This is a genomic window from Mesorhizobium sp. L2C084A000, assembly GCF_000502875.1.
Lineage (GTDB): Bacteria > Pseudomonadota > Alphaproteobacteria > Rhizobiales > Rhizobiaceae > Mesorhizobium.
On the sequence record NZ_AYWX01000018.1, the window covers coordinates 44,627 to 60,580 of the forward strand.

Consider the following 15,954-nt stretch of genomic DNA (forward strand, 5'->3'; position numbering starts at 1 on the left):
CCGACAAGGGTTGCGACGCGACAATGTCGAGCAGCCGACAAATCCGGTCATCACCACAGCCCCCTCAGAAGCAACCAGCCGAAGTTGTGGGAAAGGGGGCAGCGCAAGAGCCTTGGCACGAATTATGCGGGTCAAGGAGATAACCGCAATGCCCGCACCCGATAGGAGCCTAGAGAAACCGCCAATGCACATCGTAATCTGCATCAAGCAGGTGCCGGACTCGGCACAGATAAGGGTCCATCCGGTGACGAACACGATCATGCGCCAGGGTGTTCCGACCATCATCAACCCTTACGACCTGTTCGCCCTCGAAGAAGCGCTCAGACTGCGCGATGCCTATGGCGGCGAAGTCACTGTGCTCACCATGGGTCCGCCCATGGCAGAGGACGCGCTGCGCAAGGCGCTCGGCTACGGCGCCGACCGAGCGGTGCTCTTGACCGACCGCTATTTTGCCGGCTCCGACACGCTGGCGACCTCGTTCGCCCTTTCACAGGCAATCGCGAAGGTCGGCGAAACGTTCGGCACGCCAGACCTCGTCTTCACCGGCAAGCAGACGATCGATGGCGACACCGCCCAGGTCGGGCCCGGCATCGCCAAGCGCCTCGGACTCCTGCAACTGACCTATGTTGCGAAGATCCCCTCTATTGACCTTGCTGCAGGCGAGATCAAGGTCGAGCGCCGCTCCGAAGGCGGCACACAGATGCTGAAGAGCAGGCTGCCTTGCCTCATCACCATGCTGGAAGGCACAAACGAGATCCGCCGGGGCTCGATCCACGACGCCTTGTGCGCCGCGCGCAGCGAGGTCTTGAAATGGAGTGCGGCCGACGCCGGCATTGAGGATCTCACCAAATGCGGCCTGCGCGGCTCACCGACCGTCGTCAAGCGTGTTTTCGCCCCTCCTGCTCGAGCTGAAAAGGCGGCACTAATCGACACCGCCGAGAAGGCCTTGCGCGATGTCGCTGACGAACTCATCACCGCAATCTTCACCCGCCAGCCGGCGCTGGAACATGAGCTCGCCTTTAACGGCGGCGCGTGACGGCAAGGAGCAAAACGATGTCGACCGCGAACCGAGAAACCCCTCGCCCTGCCGCCGGCCGCGCCGGCATAAAGAAGGAACTGCCCGCCCATTTCAAGGACTACCGGCACGTCTGGGTCTTCATCGAGCTCGAACGCGGCCAGGTCCATCCCGTATCATTCGAGCTGCTCGGCGAAGGCCGCAAATTAGCAGACAAGCTTCAGGTCCAGCTTGCAGGCGTCGTGCTCGGACCGCCGGGAGAGGCCGTCGGGAACGCCGTTGCCGAAGCATTCGCTTATGGTGCTGACCTTGTCTACATCGCCGAGGCGCCCCTGCTCGCCGACTATCGGAACGAGCCTTTCACCAAGGCGATGACGGATCTGGTCGATACCCACAAACCCGAAATCCTTCTTCTCGGTGCCACCACACTCGGCAGGGATCTTGCCGGCTCCGTGGCGACGACCTTGCAGACAGGGCTCACGGCCGACTGCACCGAACTCGATGTGGATACCGACAGTTCGCTCGCCGCCACGCGTCCGACTTTCGGCGGTTCCTTGTTGTGCACGATCTATACGCTCAATTTCCGCCCTCAGATGGCGACAGTGCGGCCAAGAGTCATGCCCATGCCGCAGCGGACGGATAAACCGGTCGGGCGTGTCATCCGGCACAAGCTCTCGCTTGCCGAGGACGAGATCGCTACCAAAGTCCTTGGCTTCCTGCCGGACAATCAGTCGGCAAAGGCAAACCTTGCCTATGCCGACGTCGTGGTTGCGGGAGGTCTTGGTCTTGGCGCGGCGGAGAACCTGCAGCTTGTGAAGAACCTCGCGCGAGCAATCGGCGCCGAGCATGGCTGTTCGCGCCCGTTAGTCCAGAAGAGCTGGATGCCAGCTGATCGGCAGATCGGCCAAACTGGCAAGACCATCCGGCCGAAGCTTTACATAGCGGCCGGGATTTCCGGCGCCGTCCAGCATCGGGTTGGCGTCGAGGGGGCGGATCTCATCGTGGCCATCAACACCGACCCGAACGCGCCGATTTTCGATTTCGCTCACCTCGGAATCGTCACCGACGCGATCCGCTTCCTGCCCGCACTGACGGAAGCCTTCACCCGGCGGCTGTCGCCCCACAGTCGCGATAAGCTTGCGAGCTAAGGGACGGACATGATCGAGGAAAACTTCGACGCCATTGTTGTTGGGGCAGGCATGTCCGGAAACGCAGCTGCTTACACCATGGCCAGCCATGGCCTGAAGGTGCTGCAGTTGGAGCGCGGTGAATATCCGGGCTCCAAGAATGTCCAAGGTGCCATCATGTACGCGAACATGCTGGAGAAGATCATCCCGGATTTCAGGGACGATGCGCCTCTCGAGCGGCATTTGGTTGAACAGCGGCTTTGGGTGATGGACGACACATCCCATACCGGGATTCACTATCGGTCGGACGACTTCAATGAGGCCAAGCCCAACCGATACACAATCATCCGTGCCCAGTTCGACAAATGGTTTTCGCGTAAGGTGCGCGAGGCCGGCGCGACGGTTCTGTGCGAGACGACCGTGACGGAGCTCATCCGTGACGCCAAGGACAGGGTGGTCGGCGTCCGCACAGATCGGGCCGGCGGAGCCATCTACGCGAACGTGGTCGTTCTCGCAGAAGGTGTCTGCGGACTGCTTGGCACGCGAGCCGGCCTGCGCCAGATGCCGAAGCCACAAACCGTGGCGCTCGCCGTTAAGGAAATGCATTTCCTGCCCGAAGAGGTCATTGAGCAGCGGTTCGGCGTCAAGGGCGATGAAGGCTGCGTGATCGAGGCGGTGGGCACGACCTCCCGCAGCATGGCCGGGCTCGGCTTCCTCTACACCAACAAGGAGTCGATCTCACTGGGCATTGGCTGCCTCGTCTCCGATTTTGCCGCGATGGTCGAGAGCCCCTACGTTCTCCTTGATGCCTTAAAGAGCCATCCTTCGATCCGGCCGCTGATCGCCGGCTCGGAAGTGAAAGAATATTCCGCACACCTCATTCCCGAAGGCGGCTACAAGGCTATTCCGCAGCTGTTTGGCGATGGTTGGGTCGTGGTCGGCGATGCCGCGCAACTGAACAACGCCATTCATCGCGAGGGTTCGAACCTCGCCATGACCTCCGGCCGCATCGCGGCTGAGGCAATCATCGAGGTCAACAGCCGCAACGCTCCTATGACCAAACGAAATCTCGCTCTTTACAAAGCCATGCTGGACAAGTCCTTCGTGGTCAAGGACCTAAAGAAATACAAAGATATGCCGGCCTTGCTCCACACCAATTCCTGCAATTACTTCACAACTTATCCGCGGTTGATGTCGCAAGCCGCGCAGAACTTCATGCGTGTCGACGGCACGCCGAAGATCGAGAAGGAAAAGGCGACCACGGCGGCCTTCATCAAGGCGCGCTCGCGTTGGGGGCTGGTCAGCGACGCGGTCCGCCTTGCATTGGCGTGGCGCTGAAGGGAGACGAAATGACGATCGCAGTGACAAAGTCACGTGTCGAGGACAAGCTTTACCAGAACCGCTACTTGGTGGATTCCGGCCGCCCGCATATCAAAGTGCGACCGCACGAGAGGCCAAGCGCGAACTTGCTCGCGCTTACCCACGTCTGCCCGGCGAAATGTTATGAGTTGAACGACGAAGGTCAAGTGGAGATCACTGCTGACGGCTGCATGGAGTGCGGCACCTGCCGGATTTTGTGTGAGACCAGTGGCGAGATCGAGTGGAACTATCCACGCGGCGGTTTCGGAGTCCTCTTCAAATTCGGATGACCGACGCACGCACGTATTAAGAGGGTTGATCTTGATACAGTTTAGGTCTCGCCCAACGCCAAGTCTATTTTCTTTGCTTCGATCGTCGCTTTGACGAAGAGAAGCTCGTGAATACCATGCTTTCAGAATTCAGATAAAAAAGGAGGAGCACTCTGGACGACAACCCCTGAGGTGTTTCCATGACCCACGGACCGCAAGATCGGGTCGACGAGGTTGGACCTCGGGAGACCCGCCCTGAACCGCCCATCAAAAGCATGCCCCAATCAGATATCGCGCTCAGAGGACTCTACGAGATATCGAAGGTGCTGACCGCCCCCAGCGAGCTGGAGATTACGCTCGCCAATGTCGTGAACGTCCTGCCTCCATTTCTGCAGATGCGTCACGGAGCAATCGTCGTCCTGGACGCTGAAGGAGAGCTGGAGATTGCCGCGACTGCCGGCAATACCCACGTACGTCAATCAGGCACTCGCCGCGTCATACCACAGGCCGTAACAGATCAAATCGTCGCTACGGGGACGCCGCTCTTCATACCGGACGTGCGCAAGTCCCAACTATTTCAGGCTGACCTTCAAACGTCTTCGAGCATCGGAACCATCCCAATTGCCTTTATCGGTATCCCGCTAAAGGCTGATCATGATATCCTTGGGACATTGTCGATCGACCGCGCCGGAGACGGCGCCACCGACTTTCGCGACGACGAGGACATTTATTTCCTGACGATGGTCGCCAACCTTGTCGGCCGGACCATCCGCCTCCATCGCGCCCTGAGTACAGATCGTCAGCGGTGTGGCCATGAGCAATCGGGACCGGAGAAATCGCCCAACGAGGGGAGGACCTACGACCCTGCCCGGAATGCGGATGCCAAAATCGACGGGATCATCGGGGAAAGCCCCGCACTCAAGCAGGTGCTCGAAACCGTCTCGGTCGTAGCAGGGACCAATTCCACCGTGCTTCTGCGGGGTGAAAGCGGCACCGGCAAGGAATTCTTTGCGCAGGCCATCCATAAGCTCTCACGTCGGAGGAAGAAGTCTTTCGTCAAATTGAACTGCGCCGCACTGTCTGAAAGTGTTCTGGAGTCAGAACTGTTTGGGCATGAAAAGGGCGCTTTCACGGGTGCTATCTCCCAGCGCGCCGGTCGTTTTGAATTGGCAAATGAGGGAACGCTGCTACTTGATGAAATCGGCGAGATTTCGCCGGCCTTTCAAGCCAAGCTGTTGCGTGTCTTGCAGGAAGGCGAGTTGGAGCGAGTCGGCGGCACCAAAACGCTACAGGTCAACGTGCGCCTCATATGCGCCACCAACAAGGACCTCGAGACGGCCGTCATAAAAGGGGAGTTCAGGGCCGACCTTTATTACCGCATCAATGTCGTGCCAATTATCCTGCCTCCGCTCAGAGAGCGAACCGGCGATATTCCACGCCTTGCGAACGCCTTCCTCAACCGGTTCAACAAGGAGAACGATCGCGCACTAGCCTTCGCGGCGCCGGCGCTTGACCTGATCTCGCAATGTTACTTCCCTGGTAACGTCCGCGAGCTGGAGAACTGCGTCCAAAGGACGGCCACACTTGCGCGCTCAAGGACGATCACTCCATCCGATTTCGCCTGTAAGAAGGGCCAGTGCCTTTCCTGGCTCCTCTGGAAGCGAGCCGACCGCTCGAATGGCGGCAATGCCATCGACGATCTCGCACGGGTCAACGCAGCGCCGGTCGGATTGCGGCTGCCGGCCAGTTGCATCGGTGCCTCCGCAGGCAAGATATCTCCCTTTACGGCAGGCGATCCGAACGATCCCACTTGTCCCCCGCGTCGGGCGGAACGCGACCGGGTGATCGACGCGATGGACAAGGCCGGTTGGGTTCAGGCCAGGGCGGCTCGTATCCTCGGCCTCACGCCGCGGCAAGTCGGCTACGCCCTGCGCCGGCATGGTATCGTGGTGAAGAAATTCTAGACGTCGTGATGACGTCAACCGTAAGCAGCCCGGAGTGGTCTCGTTCACACTTTGCGCGCCCAAGGCTGGTAGCCTCGCGACCCTATTTGCGTGTCCACTGTCGTAAGCCCGACAAAGGTGTGTCGGAGCAATCCGAAGGAATCTGACACGACAAGCCTATTCGTGAACCGAAACAGCTCTTTGAGCTGGCATAGCTCTTGCGCTTTGAACTGCGACATCACGCAGCAACGGAGCCGTTCATGTCTGCACCGGCAATTTCGCTTGAGAGCCTCAGCACGACATTCGGTGACCAGTTGCTTGGCACCATGAAACCCGGTGGCTGCGCGTCATCCTGCGGCTCGTCGACAAAGCCCGACGACACGGATCCGGCTGTCTGGGAGAAGATCAAGGATCACCCCTGCTTTTCAGAAGAGGCGCATCACTATTTCGCGCGCATGCACGTCGCGGTGGCGCCGGGCTGCAACATCCAGTGCAACTACTGCAATCGCAAATATGACTGCGCCAACGAAAGCCGGCCTGGGGTGGCCTCTGAAAAGCTGACGCCCGACCAGGCGCTACGCAAGGTGATCGCGGTCGCCAACGAGGTGCCGCAGCTTTCCGTGCTCGGCATCGCCGGACCGGGCGATGCCTGTTACGACTGGAAGAAGACGAAGGCAACCTTCGCGCGGGTCGCCAGGGAAATCCCAGACATCAAGTTTTGCATCTCCACGAATGGGCTGGCGCTGCCGGACCGTGTCGATGAGCTTGCCGACATGAACGTCGATCACGTGACGATCACCATCAACATGGTCGACCCTAAGATTGGTGCAAAGATCTATCCTTGGATCTTTTACGACCATCGCCGTTACGTCGGCATCGAAGCAGCCCGGATCCTGCATGAGCGACAGATGTTTGGCCTGGAGATGCTGACCGCGCGCGGCATCCTCACCAAAATCAACTCGGTGGTGATCCCGGGCGTGAACGATGAGCATCTGATCGAGGTGAATAGATGGGTCAAGGAGCGAGGCGCGTTCCTGCACAACCTCATGCCGCTGATTTCGGACCCGGCACACGGCACGCATTACGGACTGAGCGGGCAGCGCGGCCCAAACGCAATGGAGATGAAAGCTCTTCAGGATCGTGTCGAAGGCGGCGCCCAGTTGATGCGCCACTGCCGGCAGTGCCGGGCAGATGCCGTCGGCATGCTTGGCGAGGATCGTGGCCAAGAATTCACGGCCGACCGGATTCCCGGCGAGGTCACCTACGATGCCAGCAAGCGTAACGCCTATCGGGAGCTGGTCGCGCAGGAGCGCCGTGATCACGTGGCGGCCAGAAGTGAAGCGATCGGATTGGTCAAGGCAGCGAGGCCCGGCAAATCCGTCCTCTTCGCGGTGGCGACCAAGGGCGGCGGCCGCGTCAACGAACATTTCGGCCATGCGAAGGAATTCCAGGTTTACGAAGCCTCGCCGAGAGGCATCAGCTTTGTCGGGCATCGCAAGGTCGAGCAGTATTGTCTCGGCGGCCGGAGCGCAGAGGCCACCCTCGATGGCGTCATCGCAGCGCTGGAAGGCGTAGACATCGTGCTGTGCGCCAAGATTGGAAATTGCCCGCAGGATCAGCTCGCGGAGGCTGGAATCCAAGCGACCGATGCTTATGCCCATGACTATATCGAGACGGCAATCAGCGCGATTTACACCGCCACGTCAGGGGCCCCCGCACTCGCGGCGACGGCCTGAGCTGTCTCATTTCATTCGGACCAGGAGTTAAAATGGCTTTCAAGATCATCGCATCCCAATGCACCCAATGCGGCGCCTGCGAATTCGAATGTCCTTCCGGCGCGATCAAGTTCAAAGGCGAGAGCTACGTGATCGAGTCACAGAAGTGCACCGAATGCGAGGGGGTCTTCGATGCGCAGCAATGTGCCTCGGTATGCCCGGTGCCGAAGACCTGCGTTCCTGCGTGACCACATGGCTGCCGACATGGTTGGGGCTGCCTACGCAGGACGCCTGGAACGCCTTGTTCACAACCTGCAGCCGCAAGAGAAATCAGGGAACGGACATGTCGCTCAGACGCGAAGAGGAGATCGAAATCCGCAGGCCGCCACGATTCATGCCGGGAGAGCGGGTACGTGCTACTCGCCACATAAAGAATGACGGCACCTATCCTGGCAGGGAGATCGGCGAAAATCTCGTGCGCAAGGGCGACGAGGGATATGTGCGCGACATCGGCACCTTTCTCCAGCAGTTTTTCATCTATGCGGTCGAGTGGATCGACCGTGGCACCGTCGTCGGCATGCGAGCGCGTGAACTGATGAGCCTCGAGAAAGCCGAGTCCTGCAGTGCTGAAAGCAATTCCAATGAAGGGACGGCCAGATGAAAGTCATGATCCGCAGGACCGATGCTGGCTTGTCGGCGTATGTCCCCAAAAAAGACCTCGAAGAGCCGATCATCAAGCTCGAGAAGGAAGAGTTGTGGGGCGGAACTATCACGCTCCGGAACGGGTGGCGGCTCGTCTTACCCGATCTCCCACGGGATACGCGTCTGCCGATCACTGTCGAGGCAAGGAAGGTTTCCGAAGAGGACTGATGCTGCCGCTAAGTGCGTCGCGAGGAAACGAGCATGAATACGATCCTGACATCGGGCCACCTTGTCATAGTGCGGGACAGTTTTGCCGATAAGCTGCTTGACCTGGCGAAGGCAGCGCTCGCCGCCGATGAGGTGATCCCCTATCTCGGTCCGGGTCTTCTTGGGTTCAACTGTGCGGAACCGCCTGTGCCGCATACTCCGGAGGTCGTTGCCGCGGCACTCAATGCACGGGCGCCCGCCCCTTCCAGGATCCGCACCAATATGTGGTCGGTTGCGCAGTTCATCGAACAGCGCCGGCATCGCCGGACGCTTCAAGCTTGGATGACCGAGATATTCGCAGCGCCGGTGAGGCCAACCCTCCTCCACGCCTGGCTCGCAAGGCTGCCGCTCTCCCTCATCATCGACAGCTGGTATGACAGCGCGATGCGCACGGCTCTCGTGGAGACCGGCCGAACGGACGTCGTTGAGATACAAGGCGTCACGCGGGCGAACGAAATCGGCAACATTTGGACAAAAACCTACGATTTGTCCGGGAGGGAGCTCGACGCCCGATCGGGGGCAAAGACGGTCCTCTATGCACCTCACGGGAGTAGTAGGCCCTCGCAAAACTTTCTCGTCGCAGATTCCGACTATGTCGAAGTCCTGACCGAAATTGATATCCAGACACCTATTCCTGACGTGGTGAAGGAACGGCGCATCACCCGTGGATTTTTCTTCGTTGGCTGCCGCTTCAACGATCAGATGCTGCGCACCTACGCCAGACAGATCATGAAGCGCTCCCGCGGTCCCTATTGCACCGTAATGGACGCGGAAACCCTGACCAGAAACGAAGCGCGTTTCCTTGCGGCAAGCGGAATCACGGTGATCGACATGCCACTTAGTCAAGCGGCGGCTCGGCTTCTGGGAACGGGCAAGGCTGCAGGTTGTGGACAGGATTAAAATGGCGGTCGCCTTTGATGATGCGTCCTTCGGCTTTCCTCGAAGGCGCAAAATGCAGTCGGGAATACACCCGTGAACAGTGATGCTGTCGGCAGCGCAACGAACGCTCTGAATTCGTTGACCCATGTTGAAGCGGCGCGCTGGGGCCGGGATTTGAGTACGCTGTTGCGCATAACGCGCATGAATTTTCGGCATCCCTGGCAGGTCGCCTTCGCTATGGGCTCGACGATCATGGCGGCAATCCTCCAGTTGCTCATTCCCCAGCTTCTCGGCCGGGCTGTCGACCAGGCCCAGACAGCCATCGGGGGCGGTGTCGCCGGGAGCGCGGCGGGACAAGCGCTCTGGACCCCGGCTCTCCTGCTGCTCGCCGTCAGCGCGCTACGCGGCCTTTTCACGATGGCGCAGAACTATTTTGCCGAAGCCGTCGGGCATCATGTCGCGTACGAACTGCGGCTCGCCTACTACGACAAGATCCAGCGTCTCAGCTTTTCCTTTCACGATCGGGTCCATTCAGGCGATCTGATCACCATCGGAATGCTCGATCTCCAAGGCGTGCGGATGTATTTTTCCACCGCGCTCGTTCGCGTGGTCCTGCTCACCATGCTGATCGGGATCGGCGCCTACATGATGATCTCGATCGATCTCATGCTCGGCCTGGTCGCGCTGAGCTTCGTGCCTTTTGTCGCCTGGCGCTCATCGACCACACAGCTTAGGCTGCGCGCCACCTGGCTCGACCTCTATGAGCGCCTTTCGGTACTAAGCCGCGTGATGAAGGAAAATCTCGCAGGCATCCGCGTGGTCCGCGCTTTTGCGGCTCAATCCTATGAGATGCTGAAGTTCGACCGCGCTTCCAAGACCGCGCTCGGCCTCGCCAACGATCTCGTTGACATCTACGTACCCAGCACGTCGGCGATGACCTTGTCCTTCTTTTTCGCAATGGGATTGGTGCTTTGGATCGGTGGCAACAAGCTCATCGCTGGCGAGATCAGCGTCGGAACGATGGCGACCTTCCTGACCTTCATGACCATCCTGCAAATGCCAGTCCGCCAGATCGGCCTCATGGTCAATGCCTTTGCCCGCGCTTCCAGCTGCGGTTCGCGGCTTTTCGGTCTCCTCGATCAGGAGATCACGATCAGGGATGCTCTCGAGGCCAGACCGCTTGAGATAAGCGACGGCACTCTGCGCTTCCACAATGTCTCATTTGCGTACCCCAATGTCGAAAACCGCGCCATTCTGAAGAACCTCAGCTTTGAGGCCCGGAGAGGCGAGACGATCGCGATCGTCGGTCCGCAGGGTTCCGGCAAATCGACGATGGCTCATCTGATCCCCCGCTTTTACGACGTGACCGGTGGCGCCATCACGTTGGACGGCCAGGACATACGCAATGTCACCCTCGAGAGCCTTCGCAAGGCGGTTGCCGTTGTACAGCAGGATGCGTTCCTGTTCACCACCACGATTGAGAACAACATCGCTTATGGCGACCCCTGGGCGAAGAGACAGCGAATTGAACGCGCTGGCGAATTCGCCCAGCTCCACAACTACATCCTCGGGCTCCCAGCAGGGTATGAGACGGTCGTGGGCGAACGCGGCGTCTCTCTCTCTGGCGGCCAGCGCCAGCGTCTCACGATTGCTCGCACCATGATGCTGCGCCCCTCTGTCGTCGTTTTCGACGACTCGATGGCCGCGATCGATGCCGGCACCGAGCAGCGCATTCGCGCGGCGACGCGGCGCTTCGCCAAGGATCGGGTGACGATCATCATCGCGCACCGGCTGAGTGCGCTTCTGCATGCCGATCAGATCCTTTTTGTCGATAACGGCGAAATCGTAGAACGCGGCACGCATGAAGAGCTTCTGGCGAAGCGGGGACGCTACAGGGCCCTTTACGATCTCCAGGCGCGCCCAGGTGATAGCATATGACCCAGTATGGGGGCGCCCGCTGATGGACCAGGGCCCCGGCGAACTCGAAGCCGAACGTGACGACGGCAGACGCCCTCCGCGCGCGGTCGTCGGCTCGCACCGGATCGAGGAGGAGATGTTCGGCCGGGCTTTCGACAAGAGCATCCTCCGCCGGATCTGGGGCTTCGTCCATCCCTATCGGGCAAAGGTATTTGTCACGATTGTCGCGATGTTGATCTTCACCGGGACGCAGCTTCTCATCCCCTTGATCATCCGCTACGCGATCGACCAGGGCATGAACCCGGTAGCGAGCGATCGCTCAGCCCAGCTTGCGGCCGTCGGCGCGTTCCTTTCGGCGATTTTGGTCAATTTCGCCGCCGGTTACATGCAGGAAACCTTGGATGGGAAAATTGCCGAAACTGTCCTGTTCGACATCCGCCGCGCCATGTTTGGCCATCTGCAAAAGGTTTCGCTCTCGTTCATGGACAAGACTGAGGTCGGACGTCTGATGTCGCGCCTGCAAGGCGACGTTAACTCCATACAGGAGTTCCTGGAAACCTCGGTATATTCCCTAGGCGATGTTGCGCTTCTCTTCGGCATCGTTTTCGTAATGCTGTGGCTCGACTTTCGCCTCGGCCTCCTGACGCTGTCGGTTCTGCCGATCCTGGTGATCGTCCGCATTGTCTGGCTGCCGCGTGCCCGCGACGCCTTCATGGCTGCACACGAAACCAATTCAGTCGTCAATGGCGCGCTGGCCGAAGCCATTCACGGCGTGCGGACCATACAGTCGATGGATCGCCAGCAGGTGAATTTCATTCTTTTCGACGACCGGGCCCATGCCAACCTCAGGACCCAACTGATCGCTGCCAGATATGCACTGGTCATGGTGCCTATCGTCGATGGCCTGACGGGCCTCGCCTTGGCCGCCGTTATTGTGGTCGGCGGCTCGATGGTCGTGAATAGCCGTATAGATGTGGGCGTGTTGGTAGCCTACCTGTTTTACATCCAGCGCTTCTTTGACCCGATCCGCTCACTCACCCTGCAATATTCGATCATGCAGCGCGCCATGGCCTCAGGCAAGCGCCTGACCGATGTGCTCGATGTCAAGATCGATGTTCAGGACAAACCCAATGCCGAGGTGCTTTCGCCCGAAATGGACGGCTCGGTTGAGTTTAGGGACGTCACATTCGGCTACGATCCGAACCGTTCGGTTCTGAAAAATGTCTCCTTCAGGGTCAACCCCGGCGAGACGGTCGCACTGGTCGGACCGAGCGGTTCTGGCAAATCGAGTGCGATGGCCCTGGTCCACCGCTTCTATGATGTTCAGCAGGGTCAGGTGCTGGTCGGCGGGCATGATGTGCGCGACCTCACCCAAGAATCGCTCGGCCGCCAGGTCGCCATGGTGCTGCAGGAGCCATTCCTGTTCACCGGGACGGTCTTCGAGAACATTCGATACCAGAAGACGGAAGCCACGCGCGACAAGGTGATGGAGGCGGCGACGGCGGTCGGCGCGCATGACTTCGTCATGAGCCTCGCCGACGGGTATGAGACCCAACTTGGCGAACGCGGCGACAACTTATCTCTTGGCCAGCGCCAGCTTATCAGTTTCGCCCGGGCCCTCGTCGCTGACGCCAAGATCCTCGTGCTCGACGAAGCTACCGCCAACATCGACAGCTACACGGAATTGCAGATTCAGAAGGCTCTGATCAAGCTGCTTGAAGGGCGGACTGGCCTCGTCATCGCCCACCGCCTCGCCACGATCCGGGGGGCCGACCGCATCATCGTGCTTCAGAATGGCCAAGTTGTTGCGACTGGCAACCACGATGAGCTAATAGCCATGGGCGGCCTGTATTCCAAACTCTACTATCTCAACTATGCCTCCTTCGACGACATCCCCGAACACGAGACCACCGTGCAAGCTGGCTCCCAGACCTGACTTTTTGGCGGCCTTGTGGTAGTGGCGTTGACTTTCGGGCGTGTCGGCGGACCACTCAGGCACCGCAGACGGCCAGCAGGCAGCATTCAAGGACAAGCACTCCTCGCAGTTCGTGAAGACCGGCTGCGAACGATTTCCTCCAGCATCGTATCCCGACCGCGGTGCACCCCATCATCGGGCGAGCTCGCTCCTGGTGGTGGCTGGGCGTAGCAAAGCCGCTCGCGAGCGCGCCCTCAACAGCGCCGAAGCGAGTGGCGGCTTTGCTACCGCCGGGCCGCTGATGAAGCTGGAGGCGCCGCACCGACGCCGCCCCGGGCGAGAAGAACCTCTGCGGCGGGCTATGGGCAACGGCTAGCGCGAGCGCGACGAGCAGACGCGTGCCTGCATTGTGACGCGCTCGGCCATCATCTCCTTAGGATCATGCAGGTTCACAAGATGGCCCAGACGCCAGCCAACGCACAAACCTGGTATTCTGTGCCGCCGGCTCGTCGTCAGTTTGGCCTCCCTCCCGATTGCCCGTCCCCACCACGTGCACGCTAGAGCACGTGGATGTGAGGGAGCGCTGTACAACGATTCAACCTCAGACTGCGAATTTCATGGTCAGCCAAGTCGAGCCATGATTTCGGATTGGATGGTCGTCGCAGTGTACAGGGAAGCATCTAGCGGCAGATTTCCAAATGCCAGTTGACAAAGCAGGTAGTTGGCACCTGCCTCTTCCAACTGACCTAACAGAGCTTTTCGCACAGATTCTGCTGATCCTACCACGCACAATTCACTCTCGACTGCCGCATCGAAGGTCAGCGGCAGGTTTGGTGGAGTGGGGATAGCGTTGAGCTCGTAAAGGAATTGGAAGCTCTTGAGCCAGCGTTCGTAAGCAGGTGCCGCGAGCGAATAGGCATGTGTGTCACAACGCCCAACCACGACCATGCGGAGCAATCCGATAAATTGCGCCTGATCCCCCGCGCCAGCGTTGTCCTCTCGATAGGCGCGGAACGCATCAGTAGTTTTGCGAACAGAAGAGGAAGGTCCTACACACGCGATATTTGTTCCATTCGCAGCCGCCCAAGCTGCGGACTCGGGTCGATTGGCAGCGACCCATGTCGGCGGATGTGGACGCTGATGAGGTCTTAGCGTCAAAGGAACGTCATTGAGATCAAAATGGCGGCCTTGATAGCATAGCGTGCCGACCTTCATCGGATTAACAAGTATTTCCATGAGGATTTCGCTGGCTTCAGCATAACGGCCCGGCACCGCGTCCGCACCAATCCCGAAGTAGCCCAATTCGATCGGGAGAGCACCGCGCCCTATGCCCAGTTCGAGCCTGCCACCGCTCAACTGGTCCAGCATACAGATCTCTTCGAACGCACGCAGCGGATGATAAAGCGCAAGCAGCATCACCAAGGGTCCGAGACGCAAGCGCCGGGTGCGCTGGGCGACGCTCGATAAGAACAGATTCGGCGATGGACCTCTCCCATGGGGAGTACAGTGGTGTTCTGCGAGATGATAGGCATAGAACCCTAGCTGATCGCACGCCTCTGCTAATATCAGGCGATCTTCGTACTGCCGACCGATGTCGCGGCCATCCTCGTCCAGATGATCGAAGATGCCGAACGCTAGGTTTGAAGGAAAGACGTTTGTCACTCGATAAGTCCCCGATTTTAAAAGCAGGCTGTTCTCTTGCTGGGATGACCAAGCAAGTCGGAAGAGATGTGTGTGATCGCCGATTAACGTCAGCGTAACGAAGAAGCAGAGCCTGACGCTTCCCTGCCCTTGGAGCTTGGCACCGTTAAGCTTCCAGCAATGTCGCCAGCGGCAGCAAGAAATGCATCCATCTGCTCTTTTGTGCCGATGCTGACGCGGATGCAGTGTTCCAAGCCTTTGTCCGGAAAAAACGCGACAAGTATCTTTTGCCTTTCCAATGCTGCTTGCCACCATGAGCCGTCCTGTCCCGCGGGCACACGGGCCAGCAAGAAATTTGCGCGGGAGGGCGTTACGGAAAATCCGAGTTGCGACAGCGCGACTGTCATTCGCTCTCGTTCATCCTTGATGTGCTTGTGGTTCTCTGCGTAGGCGCCGCGATGCGCAAGCACGCTGATACCAACGGCATGCCCGATGACGTTCATGTTGAAGACGTTCTGGATGTTTCGCAGCCTGCCAATAATTTCAGGGTGACCGAAACCGAAACCGACGCGAATGCCGGCGGCGGCATAGCTTTTCGAGAATGACCTCAAGATCAGAACGTTCGGATACTGGTTGATGAGGCGCAGGCCATGATCGGGTGCAAAGTCGACGTAGGCTTCATCAAGGACAACCAAGCGGTCCGATTGTGCTACGAGGCGTTCGATATCGCTTATCGGGAGGAATGTTCCGGTCGGATTGTTTGGATTGGCCAACATAATGAACTTGGCGTCTTTTGCCGGACCGGAAAGCAATTGCTCCATTGGCAGGGAATGAGCTTGACATCCGACTTCGAGAAACTCGGCGCCCTGAATCATGGCAAGTTTGCGGTTGAACGAAAACCCTGGCGACATCATCGCAACCTTATCGCCAGGCGCGAGGAAAGCTCTGTAGATGAGTCCGAGCAGTTCAGACGACCCGTTGCCTGCGATGACCTGATCCCTGGAAACGCCATAGGTGCTGGACGCCGCTTCCCTCAAGCTGATGTTATCGTCATCCGGATATAGATACTGGCACTTGAGAGCCGCCACTGCACTTTGCATTATGATTGGCGGCAACGGAAACGGGTTTTCATTCGTATTCAGCTTGACAAAATTTCCGTCCGGCGCTGGTCCGTTGGACGGCAGAGGATCTAACTGTCGCGTCACTGGCGAAAGAGCCGAAAGCACAGTTTGCAGTTTTGCATCGGACATATTTTAACTCCGTTT

The 15,954-nt window shown here is 59.1% G+C and carries 14 protein-coding genes; 12 read left to right on the top strand and 2 right to left on the bottom strand.

What is annotated here, in order from left to right; translation table 11 throughout:
- Positions 1-184: 184 nt before the first annotated feature.
- From X735_RS139230 to X735_RS139175, 12 genes are all read left to right on the top strand, one after another.
- Positions 185-1,036, top strand: a complete 852-nt coding sequence (locus X735_RS139230) for an electron transfer flavoprotein subunit beta/FixA family protein (RefSeq protein WP_023813708.1) — start codon at positions 185-187, stop codon at positions 1,034-1,036.
- Positions 1,037-1,053: 17 nt separating this feature from the next.
- Positions 1,054-2,163 (top strand): electron transfer flavoprotein subunit alpha/FixB family protein, encoded by a 1,110-nt coding sequence (locus tag X735_RS139225; protein ID WP_023766900.1) that lies wholly within the window; start codon positions 1,054-1,056, stop codon positions 2,161-2,163.
- 9 nt (positions 2,164-2,172) lie between these two features.
- The gene (locus X735_RS139220) at positions 2,173-3,480 is read left to right on the top strand and encodes an FAD-binding protein (RefSeq protein ID WP_023813709.1); all 1,308 of its coding nucleotides are present in this window, start codon (positions 2,173-2,175) and stop codon (positions 3,478-3,480) included.
- A gap of 11 nt (positions 3,481-3,491) precedes the next feature.
- Positions 3,492-3,791, top strand: coding sequence for a ferredoxin family protein (locus tag X735_RS139215; RefSeq protein ID WP_031213720.1), 300 nt, complete (start codon positions 3,492-3,494; stop codon positions 3,789-3,791).
- 254 nt (positions 3,792-4,045) lie between these two features.
- Positions 4,046-5,734, top strand: coding sequence for a nif-specific transcriptional activator NifA (nifA, locus tag X735_RS139210; RefSeq protein ID WP_023813711.1), 1,689 nt, complete (start codon positions 4,046-4,048; stop codon positions 5,732-5,734).
- A gap of 239 nt (positions 5,735-5,973) precedes the next feature.
- A complete protein-coding gene (gene nifB, locus X735_RS139205; RefSeq protein ID WP_023813713.1) occupies positions 5,974-7,449 on the top strand; it encodes a nitrogenase cofactor biosynthesis protein NifB in 1,476 nt (491 codons plus the stop codon).
- Positions 7,450-7,481: 32 nt separating this feature from the next.
- Positions 7,482-7,676, top strand: a complete 195-nt coding sequence (locus X735_RS139200) for a 4Fe-4S dicluster domain-containing protein (RefSeq protein ID WP_023672218.1) — start codon at positions 7,482-7,484, stop codon at positions 7,674-7,676.
- A gap of 95 nt (positions 7,677-7,771) precedes the next feature.
- A complete protein-coding gene (locus X735_RS139195) occupies positions 7,772-8,089 on the top strand; it encodes a nitrogen fixation protein NifZ (protein ID WP_023813714.1) in 318 nt (105 codons plus the stop codon).
- Positions 8,086-8,298 (top strand): putative nitrogen fixation protein NifT, encoded by a 213-nt coding sequence (gene nifT, locus X735_RS139190; protein ID WP_023813715.1) that lies wholly within the window; start codon positions 8,086-8,088, stop codon positions 8,296-8,298. The genes X735_RS139195 and nifT overlap by 4 nt, the downstream gene beginning before the upstream one ends.
- 33 nt (positions 8,299-8,331) lie before the next feature.
- Positions 8,332-9,237, top strand: a complete 906-nt coding sequence (locus X735_RS139185) for an SIR2 family protein (RefSeq protein WP_031213722.1) — start codon at positions 8,332-8,334, stop codon at positions 9,235-9,237.
- A 72-nt stretch (positions 9,238-9,309) separates the two neighbouring features.
- Complete coding sequence (locus X735_RS139180; protein WP_031213724.1) at positions 9,310-11,154, top strand: ABC transporter ATP-binding protein; 1,845 nt, start codon at positions 9,310-9,312, stop codon at positions 11,152-11,154.
- 22 nt (positions 11,155-11,176) lie between these two features.
- Positions 11,177-13,069, top strand: a complete 1,893-nt coding sequence (locus X735_RS139175; RefSeq protein ID WP_023813718.1) for an ABC transporter ATP-binding protein — start codon at positions 11,177-11,179, stop codon at positions 13,067-13,069.
- Between the two features lie 600 nt (positions 13,070-13,669).
- Here X735_RS139175 and X735_RS139170 read toward each other — a convergent pair.
- Entirely contained in the window at positions 13,670-14,710 is a 1,041-nt protein-coding gene (locus X735_RS139170) for an LLM class flavin-dependent oxidoreductase (RefSeq protein ID WP_023736289.1), read from the bottom strand.
- 89 nt (positions 14,711-14,799) lie between these two features.
- Positions 14,800-15,939, bottom strand: a complete 1,140-nt coding sequence (gene hisC / locus X735_RS139165) for a histidinol-phosphate transaminase (protein WP_031213725.1) — start codon at positions 15,937-15,939, stop codon at positions 14,800-14,802.
- Positions 15,940-15,954: the final 15 nt, after the last annotated feature.